The 20,094-nt window shown below is 40.4% G+C and carries 9 protein-coding genes; 2 read left to right on the top strand and 7 right to left on the bottom strand.

Translation table 11 applies throughout. From position 1 onward, the window contains the following. Nucleotides 1–135 precede the first annotated feature (135 nt). The 7 genes from M3210_RS17600 to M3210_RS17565 form a co-directional block, all read right to left on the bottom strand. Entirely contained in the window at nt 136–1,911 is a 1,776-nt protein-coding gene (locus M3210_RS17600) for a cell wall-binding repeat-containing protein (RefSeq protein WP_251517114.1), read from the bottom strand. Between the two features lie 226 nt (nt 1,912–2,137). Continuing rightward, entirely contained in the window at nt 2,138–6,757 is a 4,620-nt protein-coding gene (locus M3210_RS17595; protein WP_251517112.1) for a cell wall-binding repeat-containing protein, read from the bottom strand. A gap of 111 nt (nt 6,758–6,868) precedes the next feature. After that, a complete protein-coding gene (locus M3210_RS17590) occupies nt 6,869–7,405 on the bottom strand; it encodes a BsuPI-related putative proteinase inhibitor (RefSeq protein ID WP_251517110.1) in 537 nt (178 codons plus the stop codon). 690 nt (nt 7,406–8,095) lie between these two features. Continuing rightward, nucleotides 8,096–10,453, bottom strand: a complete 2,358-nt coding sequence (locus tag M3210_RS20510; RefSeq protein ID WP_285853875.1) for a S8 family serine peptidase — start codon at nt 10,451–10,453, stop codon at nt 8,096–8,098. A gap of 151 nt (nt 10,454–10,604) precedes the next feature. Next, entirely contained in the window at nt 10,605–12,677 is a 2,073-nt protein-coding gene (locus M3210_RS17575) for a cell wall-binding repeat-containing protein (RefSeq protein ID WP_251517108.1), read from the bottom strand. Nucleotides 12,678–12,995: 318 nt separating this feature from the next. Then, nucleotides 12,996–15,461, bottom strand: a complete 2,466-nt coding sequence (locus tag M3210_RS17570) for a cell wall-binding repeat-containing protein (protein WP_251517106.1) — start codon at nt 15,459–15,461, stop codon at nt 12,996–12,998. 267 nt (nt 15,462–15,728) lie between these two features. Continuing rightward, complete coding sequence (locus tag M3210_RS17565; RefSeq protein WP_251517104.1) at nt 15,729–16,835, bottom strand: heparan-alpha-glucosaminide N-acetyltransferase domain-containing protein; 1,107 nt, start codon at nt 16,833–16,835, stop codon at nt 15,729–15,731. Between the two features lie 119 nt (nt 16,836–16,954). On the opposite strand from M3210_RS17565, the gene M3210_RS17560 reads away from it, so the two are divergent. After that, nucleotides 16,955–17,674, top strand: coding sequence for a PIG-L deacetylase family protein (locus tag M3210_RS17560; protein WP_251517102.1), 720 nt, complete (start codon nt 16,955–16,957; stop codon nt 17,672–17,674). Between the two features lie 278 nt (nt 17,675–17,952). Next, a complete protein-coding gene (locus M3210_RS17555; RefSeq protein WP_251517100.1) occupies nt 17,953–19,941 on the top strand; it encodes an acyltransferase family protein in 1,989 nt (662 codons plus the stop codon). Nucleotides 19,942–20,094: the final 153 nt, after the last annotated feature.

The following is a 20,094-nucleotide window of genomic DNA, read 5'->3' as shown; positions in this document are numbered from 1 at the left end:
TGGTAACTTTAATTTTATCAAAAGGTGTCCTTTTTGTTTACTAAAATTATGATAAATAGAAAATAGCTTCGCGCAAAAAGCGCGAAGCTATTTTCTATTTACTGGGGTTTTGTCCCAGCCTCTTCTTTTTTTAATTTAATTGATGATATCTGATATTCTGTTTTGAACACCTTGTGGAACACTTGATTTTCCGCCGATGATTGTTACTTCCTCTACCTTTTTACTTTGAAGGAAGTCACGTACTTGCCATGGCACTCCATTGTTCACTAGTAATACACCTGATTTATTTTTCGCTGCCAGTGCTGCACTAGAAAGCGCATCTGGATAATCTTTTCCTGTGGCAACATAATAATGCTTCGTATTTAAATTAAAGTGTTTTGCTACTGCAGCTGTTGTTGCATAGCGAGTATTTCCTGACACTCGTTTTGGTTTCGGAAGTTGATCCATTACACCCTTGGAAACGGCTCCTGTACCACCGACGACAAGTGTTTCCGTGTAATTCGCCAATGTCGCTTTCGTTTCGGCTGGTAGACGGTTAGGCTGGGTTAGTAAAATCGGCATGCCTTGTTGAGCTGCATAAGCTGCAACTGAAAGTGCATCCGGGAAATTGTATCCATTTACTACAACTGCTTTCTTACCGCCGACTTCTTTTGCAATCGCGCTAGCTGTTCCGATTCGGTTATTTCCACTGATCCGTTTTACAGTAACTCCCAGTTTCTTCACTTTATTTTCTACCGACTTGCTGATTGCCCCTTCTCCACCTAATAGATAGACTGTTTTTGCGCCAAGACGTTTAATTTCCTTCTCTGTCACGTCTGTTAGTTTATTAGATTGAGTTAATAGTAATGGTGCATTGTGTTTTCCTGCTAAAGGTACACCTGCCAACGCATCGGCATATTCATCGCCTCTTGCTAGAACGACCGTATTGGCACGATTCCAGCCATCCTGACTTACCTTTACAGCTGTTTGGTATCTGTCACTTCCGGAAATTCGGGAAACAGATAATTCATCGTACTTTTTCACAACTAATTGTGTAAATTCGTACCAGCTATAACCCCATCTTTCAAAGTAATTATGTGGATCTGGAGAATTTGTTCCACCGAGCCATTTGGAAACAGCCAAGTGTGACCATAATGTTCCTTGACCTTTTAGTTCGGCACTTGTCACACCAAGGTCATAGTCTTTTAAAAGCGTTGCGATATAATAAGCATAGTTATTGATAGACAATGCAAAGTCATGGAAATTCTTTAAATTTACTAATTCGACATGAATGAATCGTTGGTTGGCAATTGGTCCTGCACCCCATGCACCGTAATCTGGTGGATGAATCTCAATGATCCGGTTATGGTCCACAAAGGCATGTACAAATGCATTATGCCAATTTCGTTCCATGAAGGCAATTTCGTTCTCTATCTTGTCATTTCGGGGATTTCCCGTATCGTGGGCAACGACACCTTCTGGTCGGCCAACACCTTTACGATAAGGAAACTTCTTGAATTGTGGTTTATGTTGATATTCAATTCGAGCTGGTTCCATATTTTCTATGTACTTGTTGACATTAGGATATATACTTTGAAGTGAACCTGTGATTCCTTCTGGAACATAGTTTTCATCTATCGGTCCGTGCGGCTCTTCAAAGTCTCCATCCAACCAAGCTTCTGGAACATATTGAAGCTCTTCTTCCGTCAGTTCACTAAGGTCGATACCATAAACGGTCAAGCCTTTTTTAATCCCAAACTCATTATACTCTTCCTCGTTGGAGTCGTCCTTCTGTTCTTCTTCATTTACTTCTGTTTCTTGCTTTTCAATCTCTGATTCTTCTGTCACTCCCGTTTCTGCATGAACAGTGAAAGTAGGTAGCAACATGATGAAGATAATAGCATAAACAGTGATCAGATGTAGCTTTTTCATAATTCCCTCCTAAAAATATTTTTTTAATCCTTCCATTCTCAAAAACTGCGACTTGCCATGTATAATGTATGTATTTTGTCCGTTTTGATAGTGTACTAGACTATGATTATATCATATCAAAACCAGGACCAAAATAGTATATTTTTCTGGTAAAATTTTACGTTTTATATCAAAAAGAGAATCCCCCTGGTCCCTAAGACCCGGAGGATTCTTACTGCGTTAACTATTAATCAACTAAACGTTTGAATTCACTTAGAATATCATCACTCACCACAGAAGTTCCACCAACTACAGTAATGATGTCGACATTATTGTCAGTAATGAACGCTTTGTGATAGTTATGAACATACTTTCCTACCAATAGTACTCCCGTATTGTCTTTTGCAGCAATTGCTCCTGCGGCCAACGCATCAGGGAAGTCCATTCCAGTAGTTACATAGTATTCTTTCGTGTCGTAATCAAAGTGTTTTGCGATTTCAACAGAAGTTGCAAATCGATCAGCACCTGCAATACGAGTTGCATTTGGCACTTGTTTCGCTACATTTTCAGCAATTGCGCCAGTACCCCCGATTACTAGGGTTTCAGATGCTTTTAGATCATATAATGCAGCTTGAGTTGCTTGTGGAAGTTTCGCATCTTGTGTTAGAAGAATCGGTAGTCCTTCCTGTGCTGCATATGCTGCTACGGAAACCGCATCCGGGAAGTTATAGCCGTTGACAAGAACAACTTGCTCAACTGTTCCATCATCCACTATAATCTTCGCAATTTCTGCTGCTGTCTTGTCACGGGAATCTCCAGCAACACGGATTACTTCAATTCCTTGAGCTTCTAGTTCTTCTTCAACAGAAGCATTAACTGCCCCTTCTCCACCAAGGATATAAACTGTTTCAGCACCTAAGCGTTCGATTTCCTCTTTTGTAACAGGTGTGAATCTATCTGTTTGCGTTAACAATAAAGGAGCATCAAATTTCTTAGCTAATGGAACACCAGCAAGTGCGTCCGCAAAGTTATCGCCACGTGCAAGGACTACTGCATCAGCAGTATCCCAGCCTGCTTTACTTAACTCTACTGCAGTTTTGTAGCGGGAATCACCAGAAAGTCTAGATACCGCTTCATCCGCTTCTGACGTTGCACGGTAAACCTTCACATTTTTTACTGTTTCGTTACCACCAAGGTCTACTGCTTTCACTTCAAATGTATTTTGTCCTGGCTCTAAAGAAACTTCTACCGTTTCTGTCTTCTCTGTTGGGTTCATTTCATATCCAGGCATTTCATGGTAGGCAATTTCACTTCCGTCAACATAAATACGAAGTTCCTCAAAGTTATCTTTTACATTAACATCAAGATTTACAGAAGTGACATTTTGCTTCACATATCCTGGAGCAGTCACGTCGACTACTGCAGGTGTAGTATCAACATAGAACATTCTGCTGTTGGAGAGACTTGCTTCATTGCCAAACTCATCTTTCGCGTAAACCTCTAGTTTATTCACACCGTCTTCAAATTCCATCGTTGTGTCAAAACGGTATACGCCTTTTTCTTCTTCCGTGAGTTCAACATCTTCTCCTTGAATGGTGAATTCTACAATTTTAGATTTGTCTTCTACTGTTCCAGTGATATGCACTTCATTTGTATTTAGAGCTTCACTCGTTTCAGGAGTTTCTACATAAATGTTTGGAATATTATTATCTGTCCCTGCTGAAACTTTTACTTCTGTTCTGTTTCCAGCAAAGTCTACTGCTACAAATGATGCTTTGTTGTTTTCAGATAAACCATCCTCAAACACATATCCGTTTGCATCTGGAGCTACAATGTCAATTTGCTCTCCATCCACGATAACTTCAATGTGAGAAACACCAGACAGCTCATCTTCAGCATTTAATGTTGCTTCATTGCCGTCAAGGCTAACTTCCAGTGTTGGTGCCACAGTATCCACCTTAACTGGTACTCTTACCTTTTGAGCTTCTTTACCTTCGTATTGAAGCGTTGTAGCGATTTCCAAATAATATTGTCCATCTTCTACAACTTTATTTTTCACCTTACCATCCCAAGCTTTAGTCATTTGAGATGATGTACCTCTTCCTCTGTCATAATAATTCTTTCTGACATTTTTATCGTTGAAGACGGTATGGATTTTCTTCTCTTCTTCATCTAAAACGCTAACTTCTACAGATTTAGCATTCCGTAAGAAAGATAGTAATGGGATAATTTGATCATGCGATTGATCACCATTTGGTGAAATTGCAATGTTTTCTAGAGAGTTTTCTTCTGCTATCGGATCATATCCTAGATAGTTATAAGCCTCTCCATCATCGTATAAAAATCCTGCTTCTTCATAGAAAGAGTCATTGCCATCATAAACAAACTCATCCAGAATCGGCGCAGCATTCCAATCACCGTTGAATCCGACAAATGGAACAGATAGCTCAGGAACTTCTTCGTTTATTAATGTGACATATCCTTCTACAAAGTAGCCATTAGGGAAAATATCTTCCGGATCGAAATAACCGATCTCTTCATCATCACTTACTGTCAGTACTAATGCATCTTTCAAGTCTACACTGACTTCAAAAGATACGGAACCATTAGCAGGAACATCAATCGTAGAATTCCCACCATTAATGGTAATGTCGGCATCTACAATTTCAGCGGCTTCAAGCTGGTCTAGAGTTCCTGTCAAGTAAGCATTACCAAGCACTCCAAAGATTTGCAAATCGGTTTGCAAGTTTGCACTGACATCATATTTCACATTAAAGTCGCTAGTGTTTCTTGCTGTAAGGGTAAAACTGAATTCATCATCAATTTCTTTAAGGGCAACTTTCGCTTCCCCTGTTTCTTTTTCTGTAACAACTACCGGAGTGCTCACTGCGGCATGAAGCTGCATCAGTCCAGCACCTTGTCTTCTTGGTGAATATGGTACCTCTTCACTACTAAAGTTAGCATTGAAGATACCTTTATCAGCAACTGGCTTAGCTGTGTTCATCAAGATATTCTTCGCCATGTTCACACGGTCTGCGCCTTCCAGGTTAAACTGCTCGTCCACACGTTGCAAAACAAGAGCTGAACCACCAGATACGTGAGGTGCGGCCATGGACGTACCACTCATCAATCCGTATTGATCGTTTTCGAAAGTAGAAAGAATGTTTCCGCCTGGTGCTGTGATCTCTGGTTTGAAATCTAAGTTAGGCGTTACACCCCATGATGTAAAGTCAGACATTTCATCAGCAAGAGGGTTAGCTGCTGTTGTTGTCTCTCCGTTAAACGAAATCGTAACTGTTTCACCGGCATCAAGTGCTGCTTTTAGACGATCACCGTCTGTTTTCGCCATGAATAATTGTGGAATATTGATTGCTGGATCAGACTGCATGTTTACCCATCCGTCGGAATGGTTATATACAATGACACCAGCTGCATTAGCATCCATTGCATTGAATGCAGTATCTGTAAATGTATTTCCTCTAACTGCAAAGGCAAATTTACCAGTTAAATCTTTGCCTGCAAATCCATCTGCATCTCCAATACCAACATACTCGATTTCATACGTACCACCAATATCATTCGGATGTACAGAGCTTGCTGACATGAATGGTGCGAGCCCTTCTTCATCACCATAGGCAAAGTTCATCGCATCCATATCTAGATGTGTATTTTCCAAGGATGCTACCTGTAAGGATTCATACGTTATACCAGGTGAACCAACAACACCGATATCCGGGTTGGAAGCATATGGGTTGAAGAATCCATTACCTAGATGCGCAGAGTTACCTGCTGAGATCGAGAACAAGATCCCATTCTCTACTGCGTTTCGGATTGCCGCTTGTTCAGCGTTTTCTGGGTCGACAACTCCAGCAACTGAACCAAGACTCATGTTCACGACATCTGCACCTAACATAATCGCATCATCAATCGCTTTGATGTAAATATCGCCCCATGTTGATCCCATATTTGGATCATTACCAAATACTTTCATCGCCAAAAGCTGTGCTTCAGGAGCCACACCTTTCAGTCCGCCATTTTCTTCATCACCATTCGCCAGCACGGTACCTGATACGTGCATCCCGTGCATGGAAGCACCTGCACCACGATCTTGGATGACATCATTTTCATCCATGTAGTTGTAGCCGTATGGTACTTTTTCATTGAAGTATTTACCAGGCATGTTATTGTTTTTAATCTGTTTATTCACTTCTGTTTCCGATAATGCCGGTTCGGTATCTTCTGACAGGACAAAGTCACGGTGGTTCGGATCCGCTCCAGAATCGATTACACCAACAACCATTCCTTCCCCGTCATAGCCATACTCATCCCATGTTTTTTGAGCCTCAACGATTTCCTTACTGTACTTCATATCCGGCTCAACTTCTGGACGAGAGTATTCCGTGCTGACTGTCACATTTTTAACACCGGATAGATTTTCAATGATTTCGATATCTTTGAATGTGACAATCCCACTGAAGCCGTTAAATACGGTAGTGAAAGACTGTTTATAATCCACATTTACTTTTTGTTTATTAATTGCTTGCTTTACTTTATCTTGAGTTGCTAGATTCTTAGATTGCAACTCTTGTTTTTGTGACTCTGATAGATTGCTGAACTTTACCCCTTTTGCAGTCGCAGCCTTAATCGCAGGGTCTCCATCCACTTCAACGATGACACGAACTTCATCGTCCGGACCAAATTGCTCTTCCAGTTCTTCTTTACTGATTTTCTGCTTGTTTTCCTTTTGAATCTGCTTTGTGATTTCCACTGGGTTGATCTTTGTCGAATTCGCTCCAACAAACGTGAAATTCGAAAAGACTAGTAGAAATGCTAGAAATAAAGTAAGACTCTTCCTAAACTTCCTCAACTAACAATCTCCCCTTTACTATTTTCGTATCGAAAATTCTCCCCCCTATCCCCCTTTCCAATCTTAGTGACAAAGATTTACATATAATTATATTTGTTTCAAAATTGTTAGTCAATTAATAATAATAGAATTGTCAGATAGCAGTTCAAATGTTTCGTTAATTTGAGAGGCTTGAGAGAGATCTCGTGCGGTTAAATAGATGGTGATTGTATAATTCCCCGGTTCTAAACTTGGGAGTTCGACTTCTAGAGTCATTTCTTCATTAGGTTCTAGAGGGATTTCTTGTATTGCCTGTAAAAATCCCTTCCCTTTAGAATACTTAGCCACGAGGCCTGATTCATCGCTAATTTCATACTCATACTTTTGACTTGTAGGAAACGTTAATGTTTCCGTTGCGTCCCCTTCATTTTTAACGGTGTATTGCATCTTGTTCCCATCAGCTTCTAATGTAAATGCCAAATTAGTATCCACCTCTTCTTCTCCCCCATCATATTCATTTTTAGTTTCTTTTTCTTCTTGTTCATTTGTAGGTGCTTCGTCTTCTTGATCTGTCGATTCGTCTTTCTCGTCTTCCCCTGGCAACAGAACGAAATAAGCAATTAAACCAGCAGTCACTAATAATGCGATGATTCCGAATATTTTCTTCATGGTTTCACCTCAGATAAATAAATTTAGGGAATGAGATAGTACTTGATACTGCTCCTTAGAGCGTGAATAAGGAGATAGTATTTTCAATCGTGCACTTATACTGCTTGTAAGAGCACGACGAGGTGATCGTCTTTCCATTCGTGTACTTATTCTGCTTGTAAGAGCACGAATGAAGAGAATGTGTCTTTCCTTCATGTCCTTATACGGCTTGTAAGAGCACGAACATGGAGAAAATACTTTCCTTCATGTCCTTATAAGGCTTGTAAGAGCACGACGAGGTGATCGTCTTTCCATTCGTGTACTTATTCTGCTTGTAAGAGCACGAACGAAGAGAATGTGTCTTTCCTTCATGTCCTTATATGGCTTGTAAGAGCACGAACATGGAGAAAATACTTTCCTTCATGCACTTATACTGCTTGTAAGAGCACGAACATGGAGAAAATAATTTCCTTCATGCACTTATACTGCTTGTAAGAGCACGAACATGGAGAAAATAATTTCCTTCATGCACTTATACTGCTTGTAAGAGCACGAACATGGTGAAAATACTTTCCTTCATGTCCTTATATGGCTTGTAAGAGCACGAACATGGAGAAAATACTTTCCTCGAACAAAGAAAGTTTGAGTTCGTTCGTGTCCTTATCATCTAATTTAAGCAGTATAGTGTAATATCCCATTCCCTATATATTCTTATTGTAATAGTTTCAGTAAGTCTTTCCTTATTTCCTCACTCACAGCAGCTTTACCACCGAAGATGGTTAGCTCCTGTACACCGTTTTCCGTAATGAAGTTCTTTACGCTTTCGGGGATACGGTGATGGACAAGGAGAATCCCTGTGTTATTCTTGGCAGCTAAAGTTGCTCCTGCCAATGAATCTGCAAAGTTTGTTCCTGTAGCAACATACATGCTTTCGACATTAGGATTGAAATGTTCGGCAAGCAGGATATTTGTTTCGTAACGGTCTTTTCCACTAATTCTAGTAGGTTGTGGTAGTTTGCTTTTTACTGACTCTGTTACAACGCTCGCTCCACCGATAACCATTGATTCTTGTACGTTCAAGCTATCCAATGCTTTTATTGTAGCAACTGGTAATTTATTAGTCTGAGAAACTAATATTGGAATACCTTGATTTGCTGCATAAGGAGCTGCGGACAAAGCATCTGGGAAGTCATAACCATTCACAACAAATGCTTGCTCTGAACCGTTTGGTGCCACTTCTTCTGCAATGATGGCGGCCGTTTCAGTTCGGCTACTTCCATATAGTCTTCTAACGTTTAGCCCTTCATTTGCCAATGTCGTATAGATACCTTCGCTGATTGCGCCAGTTCCACCAATGATGACAACATTACTTGCTTTTAACCTTTTTATTTCCCTTAATGTTTCATTGTATAACTTATTCGTTCCAGTCAGTAAAATAGGTGCATCCAGCTTGAATGCAAGCGGTACTGCAGTTAATGCATCCGCAAAATCATCGCCTCTTGCCAATACAACTGTGTCTGTACTGTCCCATCCTCTTCTACTAATCTCGATTGCTGTATCGTAACGTAAATATCCGCTAATACGGCTGACAGCTTTATCTTTTTCCTCAAGTACCTGTTGCATTGCAGCTTGTGCATTGATTAATCCATATCCAAAGCCATTATTCGGATAATCCGAATAGTTGGAGTCCGTGAGTGGTGTAGCAGTTTGTTTAAGGATACGTTTTGTATCTTCCACCGTTAAGTTTTTATCTGCTTGTTTCAATAACGCCACCAAGCCGGAAACATGTGGACTTGCCATCGACGTACCTGGTTTCGTACCATATCTTCCATCCAATATAGACGAGTAAATATTCACTCCAGGCGCTACAACATCGGGCTTGATCTCACCGTATGGAGATGGACCTAATTTTGAGAATGGTGCGAGGCGATTCTCCTCATCTATTGCGCCTACTGCAAAGGATTCCGGATAATTTGCCGGTGATTCTACAGAACCTGGTTCAGGTTTGTAATTCATTGCGTTCCCTGCCGAGAATACAGAAGTTATCCCAGCAGCATTCCAAGCCTTTACAATGTCGCGGTAAAATTCATCGTATCCGCTGCCGCCACCCCAAGAATTATTTACGATATCCGGTGCAAGGTCAGGGCGCTCGACTCCGTTCTTATCGGTTGGATTCAAAATCCATTCTGCAGCCTCTAACAAATCTGTATCTGACGCATTTCCATAACGGTCAAATGCACGTACGGCAATCCACTGCGCTCCTGGAGCAACACCAATTTCTTGTTCTCCCGCTACTCCTACCATCGTACCGGTGACATGTGTACCATGGTCAATCACATCTGTTGGTTCCGTTGCATCACCTACAGCATCATACCAGCTATACGCATGGTTTACTGATCCAGTTTCGGCATTATAGCCACGGTAGTTCGCTTTTAATGCCGGGTGTTGCCACTCCACTCCCGAATCGATGGTAGCTACTACTATCCCAGTACCATCATAGCCTTGTTCCCAAACATCTCGTACATTCAGATGTCTAAGGTTCCATAAATCATTTGCATTTGTTAATTTCTTTGTTTGTGTATTATGTAAATAGTGCTTTTTATTCGGTATGATTCTTTCTACTTCTTCCAACTCATTCAATTTCTCCGCCACTTCTTTTGTCCCTGTTACCGCAACCGAGTTAACAATATAGTAAGGTTTTACCTCTTCTGCGTTACCTTGTTCTGCTTCGGTATCCAATAGTTCAATAACTTCTTGTTGTGAAGTTTCAGCGGTTTCTTTTAATTCGGTAACGACTGCCTCACGCTGTGTTGCTATTACTGCATCTTCTGATAATGTGTTCGCTTGTTCAGCAACTTCCTCTGCCACTTTTTCAACATCTGGTTTCTCTTTCAGCATGACCAAGAAGCTTGCTTCATCTTTTTCAGCAAATTCATCAAGCAGTTCTGAAGCAATTTTTTCCGACTGGTGATTCAGCTCTGCTGAAATTGATGTTCCTGGTAAAAAAGTAGATAGCAATAATACAGTTATCATGAAGAACGATAAAAGTTTGCTAGTTAAATTCTGCATGTCCAATCTCCTTACTTTTAGTCTATTAAACTTATTTACTAGTTTAACATTTCATTGGAAGTTCTTCTATGGATATAAGCAAAAAGGTTTAGTTCATGTTACTACACAAAAATGGCTCCGGACATGCGGAGCCATCTTGGAATACATATTATTAACGTAATAGTTTTCTTAAATCTTCTTCAACTGATGAATCAACCGCTCCTGTACCCCCGAAGATGGATAGACTTTCAAAGTTTTCTTTCTTCATATAATCAGATACGGCGCTTGGTATACGATGATGGACTAAGAGAATCGCGCTATTTTCTTTAGCTGCAAGGACACCTCCAGATAATGCATCCGCATAATTCTGGCCAGTTGCTACGTAAATATGTTTCGTGTCCAGACCAAAGTGTGCAGCAATTTCGATATTTGTTTCGTAACGGTCATTTCCGCCTAAACGTGTCGGTTGTGGCAATGCTCTTTCCACATTTTCAGCGACGACTGATTTTCCGCCGACTACGATCGTTTCTTTTACGCCGAGTTCTTCCACTGCAGCCTCTGTTGCGTTGGCAAGTTTGTTATTCATCGTTAATAAAATTGGCAAACCTTCTTTCGCTGCATACGATGCGACAGATAGTGCGTCAGGGAAATCCATGCCGTTAGCAATAACAGCATTGTCGATTCCTTCCGGAGCAATTCGTTCAGCGATTAATGCTGCCGTTTCAAAACGAGAGCTGCCATTAATACGCTCGACCTCTAGACCTGCATCTTCTAAAGCTTTGGCAACACTTTTACTTACAGCACCTTCTCCACCAAGGATGATGGCATGTTCTGCGCCGAGGCGTTTTATTTCTTCAAGGGTGTTATCCCAAAGACGTTTACTTGGTGTCATCAGGATTGGAGCGTCTAATTGATATGCAAGCGGCACACCAGCAAGTGCATCTGCAAAGTCATCCCCTCTTGTGATAATGACCGTGTCGGCAGAATTCCATCCTTGTTTACTGACTTCTACAGCTGTGTCATATCGCATATAGCCGGAAATGCGTTCGACTTCAGCTTTTACTATAATGACTGTTGCTTCACTTTCGTTATCGGCTTTGTCAGTAGCGGTTACAGTTATTACTGTTCCTGCTGGTTGTTTTACGATTGGCAGTACGAATTTGCCGTCAGCGCCTACCGTAATACGACCGATTTGTCTGTCATCCGCCTTCACTACAACCGTAGATCCCGGTTCTGCTGTTCCGGATATGCTCGTTGATTTTTCGGAAACGATAGCTACTTGTGGTGCAGCTGGTGCAGTTATATCGACTACAACAACTTTAACCGCCTCACTGATGTTGCCTGCTCTGTCTGTTGCAGTCACAACAATTTCTGTACCTGCTTCTAATTTTTTAATTGGTAGTGAAAAGCTGCCATCTTCACGCGCTTCCACTGTACTGATTACATCACCAGAAACGGTAGCATCCACTGTAGAGTATGCTTCTGCTTTTCCAGTAATTTCTGTTGTATCTTCCGTAACTTCCTCTACCTGTGGCGTTGCCGGTGGGATGACATCTTTAATTTCCACTGTTTTATTAATTTTACCGCCAAAGTTATCGGTCAACTCAAATTCAACGCGGTCCGTGATCATATCCTCTACTGTGGCGGTAAATATACCTGCTTCATCTAACGCAACTTCCTCCCCATCAGCATAAACATCTAGAAATGGAAGAGTTTTTCCTTCAATGACAACCGTGCGAGTTTTGTTTGTCAGATCTTCATTATAGATGAAGAAAGGGATTTCATAGGGAACTTTGTTGGAAACTTTCTCGAAGTTGTTAACTCCACGTAGCTGAACTTCACCTTGATAAATCGGAACGGACCACATGTCGAGCACTCTCTTGGCATTCAGTGTTCCGTTTATGAAGAGACCTCCTTCACTGCGGATGGCACCATATACATAAACATCGCCATTCACCTGTACGTTGCCATCCACTGTCACGATGGACTTAGGGCCAATGTAAACATCCTGGTTGATGATCACATCTTCCCATTTTTCATTCCCTACAGTGACATAGTAATCTTCCTCAGGATTTTGAGCAGTTTCCTCTGCCTCGCTCGATCCAATCACCATATCATGAAGGACCTTCTCTTCACCATCCTCTTCCAATTTCTTGGTGGCGAATGTTTCAGACGGGACTAATATACCAAGCAATAAGATGAGTACTAAAAATCCATATGTAATTCTTTGGAACTCAATTTTCATTTTAATCTCCTTTCTCGCTAACTAGTTTACTCTGATTCTATTATATATGAACAAACTCAATTTTACGAAAAAATAAGGATTTCTTAGGAATGCAGCAGGTTTTTTCATTATAACGGTTCTCGGTCATCCATTTCCTCAAGAATTATAATAGGCAATTCACACTAGACTTAGCAATCTTTCGGATATATAATAACAGTTATTTAGAACCACTATAAAAGTTTGGTCTTCTTATACGCTGACGATTTTTGCAGGAGTAAAATATAAAAAACCCTATAGAGTATTCGCAGTACTCTATAGGGCAGGTTATATCATTCTTTATTATTCGTTCAGATAGTCTTCTAGTGCTTCTTTTACTTCATCGCTTACTGCATTTTGACCACCAAAGATTGCAGTCAAGTCGACGTCGTTAGCTTCTAGATATGGTAAGACTTCTGCAGGGATTCTATCGTGAACCAATAGAACTCCTGAATTTTCTTTTGCAGCCAATACTGCTCCTGTAAGTGCGTCAGCGTAGTCTTTTCCAGTCGCAACATATACGCCGTCGAAGTCACCTTCAAATTCTTTTAGGATTTCAACGTTTGTACCGTAACGGTCTGGACCAGCTACACGTTCAGCTTCAGGTAGTTGTGCTGCAACTTCTTCAGATACAACAGCTTCTCCACCAACAACTGCTGTATATTCGATTCCTAACTCATCAATAACTTCTTGAGTCGCTTCCGGAATACGATCTTCTAGAGTCAATACAATTGGAACTCCGTACTGAGCTGCGAAGGATCCGATTGTCAATGAATCTGGGAAGTTCAATCCGTTTGCAACTACAACACCTTCTAATCCACCGTCGTGTACTTCAGCGATTGCTCTAGCAATTTCTGCAGCTGTTTCGAAGCGAGTATCACCTGCGAGGCGGCTTACATGTAAACCAGCGCTCTCTAATGTGTTATCAGCTTCTTTATCAATTGCACCAGTACCACCGAGTACAATTACTTCAGATGCTCCAAGTCTTTCAATCTCATCAAGTGTCTTATCAAGCATACGATCACTTGTAGTTAATAGAATTGGAGAATCCAATAGATGTGCTAATGGTACTCCAGCTAGTGCGTCAGAGAAATCATCACCACGAGCTACGATTACTGTATCAACAGATCCATCTTCCCAACCTTGTTGGCTAACTTCAATCGCTGTGTCATATCTGCTGTGACCGAAAATACGATCAAGTTCTTCAGGTTGTGGTTCTGGCTCCGGTTCTGGTTCTGGCTCTGGTTCTGGTTCTGGCTCTGGCTCTGGTTCTGGCTCTGGTTCTGGCTCAGTTCCCTCGACTAATGCATCTACCATTGCAGAAGCATTTACAAGACCATGACCGAAACCATTGTTCGGAACATTTGTGAACTCATCATTTGTTAATGGAGTTGCAGTATCGATAATCGCATTTTCCAACTCTTCAATTGTTACATCTGGATCTGCTTGCTTAGCAATAGCTGCAAGACCTGCTACAGCTGGTGCAGCCATGGAAGTACCGCCACCATAAGCAATACGATCACCAGGGTATGAAGATGGAATATCTACACCTGGAGCTACAACTTCAGGTTTAACTTCACCATATGGTGATGGGCCTTTTACAGAAAAATCTGCCAAGTTATTATCAATATCAGTAGCACCTACTGTAAATGCTTCAGGATATACAGCTGGGATAAAGATAGATCCTTCTTCAGGATTTTCCAAGTTTCCTGCTGCAAATACAGGGAAGATGTTGGCATCTCTCCAAGTAACAATTACATCACGGAAATATTCATCAATATCAGATGGATCGTATCCAGAAATACCCCATGAGTTGTTAACAACATCAGGTGCGTTAGCCGGATCTCCACCTGGAGCTAAGATCCATTCTGCTGCATCTAGGAAGTTTTGTGCTGTTCCAGAACCAATGGAATTAAGTGCTTTAGCAGCAATCCATTTAGCACCTGGAGCTACACCCAACTCTACTACTTCACCTTCCAACTCTTTTGGAAGAGCAGAAATAGTACCAGCTACGTGTGTACCATGACCATTGTCATCATATGCTTCTTCACGCTCATTAACAGCGTCAAAGAAACTTGCAGAGTGATCTACATTTCCAGTTTCAGCATCATAGCCAAGATATCCTTCTTTAAGTACTGGGTGATCCCACTGAACTCCAGAGTCAATGTTGGCTACAACGATACCAGCACCGTTGAATCCTTTCTCCCAAGCTTCAGGAGCTAGAACATGATCTACGTTCCAACCAAGCTCTGGCAATTCGTCGTCAGCAAGTTTATTGTCTGCGTAGAATGGATCAACTAATTTAATCTCACGGTTCACAGTCACTTTGCTAACTTCTGGGAATGCTGCAACTTCTTCAGCAACCTGTTTCGTTGCAGTTACGACAAGAACGTTAGCGATATAGTAAGAATCTACACTTGCTACATCAGCGTGGTTCTCTAAGTAATTAAGAACGTCTGCTTGTGATTTGTCAGCAGTTTGTTGTAGTTCATTAATTACTGCCTCACGTTGTTTCACTTCAGCTTTTTCTGCGGATAAACCAGATAGGCTCACACTGCTTTTAGCTTGTGCAGTATTTGCCTTTTCTTTAAATTGAACAATAAATGTTTCTTTCTCGTTTTCTTCGAACTGTTCTAATAGATTGCTAGAGATTTTACCCTCTATTGAATTAGCTTGTGCAGCAACATTCAATGGTGAGAATAGAGATACTACCATGAGCACTACTGTAAGCAAACTAAAAAAGTTGAAACGTCGTTTACTTTTCCCCAAAAAAATTCCCTCCTGATAATCAAAAGATTGATTTATACAAACAACAAAACTATGAAATAAAGATTACACCTTCCTTTCAAACTCAAAACTAAGCGAAATTCTTGGATGCAGTCTCATAGTATGTATGCTGTAACGTTTGTACGTCACCCGCCCCTGAGCATTAGTTTTGTTGTTGTTACCCAATTGTAATACTCGGAAAAAATTATAACATACAAAGAATGAAAATTGTTTGATATTTTTAGACTACAGTTTTTGTAGGAAAAAATGCTATATTTTTACATAAATCCGCTTTTTATGCGCTAAAAGCGTAATTATCAACCAAAAACCAAAGAAAATGATAAAATAGACCAACTTAGGTGGTAGACCAAAATTACCAAAAGCTTCCATCAACCAGGAATATATAGATTTCTTTTCGTTTACAAATGTAATATTTATATTGATTAATACTGCATAAAGCACATATTTTCCAAAGTAAACGAGAAAACTATTTCTTCCGTATGCCTCCATAACCCACTGAACAGTCCCTTTTACAGGGTTCACTTTTTCATTATTACGTCTGTCAAAAAGTATGTAACAGAAAAATAACAAGAGGATGGTTACTCCGGCTGTCAATAAACCGAATGATGGTGTCCATAATCTTTTACCAAATGGAATAATTTGTTCTATCAGTAAAGAGAGGAAGATAATGGAACCTGAAAAAAGCAATAATTTCTTGCCTGTTCCCTTTCCCTTCTGCAGCAAAAGCTTTCCTGCAACGAAGCCTAGCAACACATTTCCCAATGCAGCAAACATTGATGGGATTCCTTCTGGATCATGACCACGTTCCCCTTGAGCATATGTATGGCTTTCTCCAAATATTACCGGATCAATAAAATGGGACGGGTTACATCCTACTTGCGGCAACCCCTCTTCACACCCCTGACCTACTGCTAATAAAGCAATCCCATGTATGCTGAAAATGGCGAGAGAAAGTGCAATCAACATTCCTAGATTTTTTACATATTTAGTAATGATTACCGTCAAGACTCCGAACACAGCGAACATCTGTAATACACCCGTAAATCTTAACGTCGATAAATCCATTGACCAAGCGGCAATCATATTAAACAGTAAACCGAAAATGATTAAGCGAATTGTCCGTTTTGCTAAGCGACTGGCACGGACTCCTTTGCGATAAGCAATCGCCATACTTGTCCCGAAAATGGTAATAAAGGCCGGAAATATCATATCTAGTAAGGTTATCCCGTACCAGGACGCATGAGAAAATATTCCCTGTACACTAAACGTGAAAATGGATAAAAATACGATAGCTCCTCTAGTAATATCTAAAGAATGTATTCTTGAATTTTTTTTATTTTTAACTCTTTCGCTCATTTCACTTGATTCCCCAATCTATTCTAGTTCAAACGCAATTTATATTATAACTTAAAAATTATTTTTTTAAATTATAGTCCGTTCCAATTATTGTATAATAGCATCAGGAGGTACAAAGAATGAAACAAAGAAAATATCTATTAATTAGTTCTTTACTACTAGTATTTATCGCCAGCTTCTTTATATGGAGTAATTGGAACGGGGATGATTCATCTGAAGTCATCTATTATATCCCGCACCAAGACGATGAAGTGATTACTTTTGGTGTTTCCATCCATGATCATGTCGTTAGAGATCATGATGTATATGTCGTTCTTTTAACAGATGGTGCCAACTCTGCAGTACGAAAAAAAATGAATTTATCAAAGGAAGAGTTTAGCGAGGCAAGGAACCGGGAATTTGACAAGGCAGTGGAGATTCTCGGGGTTGATCCAGAGAACGTGGAGAAACGAGGATTTTCAGATGGTTCACTTAGTGTCGAACAAGTCGAAGAAGTCATCAAGGAATACCACGAGCGTTTTCCAAATGCTGCTCATAAAACTTTCAGCTACTATGATCCCCATCCAGATCATGCAAATGCAGGACATGCACTGAAAAATATGATGGATGAGGGCTTAATTGAAGATGGTAAATTTTACTTTGGCAATAATTTCACTCCTTTAAATGTAGAAATTAAGGAAGATCATTATGAAGAATCCTATTTTCCTGTCATCCAAGCCGCAAGTCGAGTTTACAAAGATGAAGATATTGAAAATGGTATGTACGGGATTGGATGGAAATCTGTTCCCGAATACTTTGAGATTTTAGAGAGCAGTCCTGTGAGTCCCTATCATGAATGAGGAATATGCATGTACTGCTGACAGCAAGTCGGAATTATGGAGGCAATGCTGGGCGAAACTAAAGAACTGCTTCTCCTAGTGAATATGTCTCTAAATACCTTCGAGCCTTAGCCATTAATTACCATGAGTTGACATGACCATATTCGGCTTTTGATAAAGGCTAATCTCCTCCATCAATCGAAGAAGGTATAGACAATCTAATTATTATTCGTTACACTAAAATATGTGTTTTTCTTCACAGATTAATAGAAATTTCATATATAGGAAGTGTGATATATTTGGATTTATATAAACAAGCTGATCGGAAGTTCAGGCCGGAGATAGAAGGGCTGCGTGCAGTTGCTTCTATTTTGGTTGCTGTCTACCATATTTGGTTGGGTAACGTTTCCGGCGGTGTGGATGTTTTCTTTGTTGTAGCAGGCTTTTTAATAACCACGTCGTTATTAGGCCGTTACGAGAAGAAGGGAAAGATTGACTTCACCGGGTTCATTTTACGTTTGATGAAACGTTTATTCCCTGCCGCTTTTACGGTATTATTCTTTATCGGTATAGCCTGTATACTTTGGATGCCTGAAGTGAGATGGGACCAAACCGTTCAAGAGTTAATCGCCGCAGCTTTGTACTTTGAGAATTGGCAGTTAGCCTTGAATTCAGTTGATTATTTGGCTCAGAATAATGAGGCAAGTCCATTTCAGCACTTTTGGGCAATGTCCTTACAGGGACAATTTTACATCATTTGGCCAACGTTACTGTTTATAACAGTTCTTCTAGCAAAATATGTATTTAAGAAGCAGGTAAGACCGACATTTTTAATCTTCTTAATTGGTGTCTTTATCCTTTCATTCGCTTACTCTATCTATAAGACGAATGTTAACCAGCCATGGGCTTACTTTGATACCTTTACAAGGGTTTGGGAGTTTAGTATCGGCGGGATACTCGCCCTAGTCATAGCAAATATCAAGCTGAACAAGTCCATCAGTATTTTCCTTAGCTGGTTAGGATTGTTCGGATTGATCAGCTGCGGGATCATTCTTCAGGTCTCTACCGTTTTCCCAGGATATGCAGCACTTTGGCCAGTATTAAGCGCGGTATTCATCTTGATTGCTGGAGACCAAGGTGGTAAATATAGTGCATTCCGCGTCTTAAGCTCGAAGCCTCTCATAAAGTTCGGTGGTATATCTTATGGATTTTATCTATGGCATTGGCCGATTTTAATCTTCTACTTTATTTTAACAGGTAAAGAGAGTGCTAGTTTCGTAGATGGATTGTTGATTATGTTGCTTTCTGCACTTCTGGCATATCTGACAACCGAGTTCATTGAGAAACCGATACGTCAGAGAAAAAGTTTGAATGTTAAATGGAAAACAGCTACGGTCGCGATACTACTCATGGCCCCTGTTTTATTGCTATCAGGTTTTTGGTCCTACTCCATTGCAGAACAACAGGATAAATTGAAAGATGTAGTCAATAATGAAGATTATCCGGGTGCCGCGATTACAGCATTCGCGAGTCAGGATGATGATATGAACGAATCCATAGCACCTTCACCGATGCAAGCAAGAAATGATCAGCCTGTACTTTATGAAGATGGCTGTCACCAAGGAATTGGTAAAACGGAAGTTATCGAATGCATTTATGGTGAAACGGAGGATCCTGAGTACACCGTTGCATTAGTTGGCGGCTCGCATTCTGCACATTGGCTTCCGGCATTGCAAGGATTCGCAGAGGAAGAGAAAATTGAGATTAGGTCATACACAAAAAGTGGATGTCGCTTTTCTGCAGAAGAATTTGAAGCTGAAGATTGTACAGAGTGGAATCGTAATCTAATGGAAGACATTCTGAATATAAAGCCTGATTTAGTATTTACTACGGCTGATGCTACAGAATTGGATGAAGTACCAGAAGGATATGTGGAAAACTGGGAAACGTTGAATGAACACGATATTCCAGTATTCGCTGTCCGAGATAACCCACGTTTCGAATTTGATGTACCGTCTTGTGTAGAAGAGCATGGTCCAAATTCATTGGATTGTGCGGTCGAAAGAAAAGAAATTGTTCCAAAGAATGGACCTTGGACGAAGTTGGAAAATCCACCTGAAAATGTCCATTACGTAGACCTTAGCGATCGATTTTGTGATGAAGAATATTGTATGCCAGTAGTGGGTAATGTATTGGTTTATACTGACAGCCACCATATTACCGCTACGTATTCAAGCACATTGGCTCCTTTCGTACGGGACGAGCTGATGCCGATTCTCGAAAAGTAATAAATGAGAAAAATCCCTTGGGTCTTTTAGACTGACATAGCAATTTGAGACAATAATAAAACACCTTCTTAGGCTGCCATTCCACGAAATTCTATTGGAGATTGGTAGCCTAATTTTTCTTGAATACGCTCTTCATTATAATGCTTCATAAAT

Origin of the sequence: Oceanobacillus luteolus, assembly GCF_023715655.1 — a bacterium.
Taxonomy (GTDB): Bacteria; Bacillota; Bacilli; order Bacillales; family Amphibacillaceae; genus Oceanobacillus; species Oceanobacillus luteolus.
The sequence above is the reverse complement of the archived record's forward strand: the minus strand, read 5'-3'. Positions and strand labels throughout refer to the sequence as shown.

Coding starts and splice junctions, on each gene's coding strand:
- M3210_RS17600 (WP_251517114.1), bottom strand. CDS start 1,911: ATGAAAAAGCTACATCTGATCACTGTTTATGCTATTATCTTCATCATG.
- M3210_RS17590 (WP_251517110.1), bottom strand. CDS start 7,405: ATGAAGAAAATATTCGGAATCATCGCATTATTAGTGACTGCTGGTTTA.
- M3210_RS20510 (WP_285853875.1), bottom strand. CDS start 10,453: ATGCAGAATTTAACTAGCAAACTTTTATCGTTCTTCATGATAACTGTA.
- M3210_RS17575 (WP_251517108.1), bottom strand. CDS start 12,677: ATGAAAATTGAGTTCCAAAGAATTACATATGGATTTTTAGTACTCATC.
- M3210_RS17565 (WP_251517104.1), bottom strand. CDS start 16,835: ATGAGCGAAAGAGTTAAAAATAAAAAAAATTCAAGAATACATTCTTTA.
- M3210_RS17560 (WP_251517102.1), top strand. CDS start 16,955: ATGAAACAAAGAAAATATCTATTAATTAGTTCTTTACTACTAGTATTT.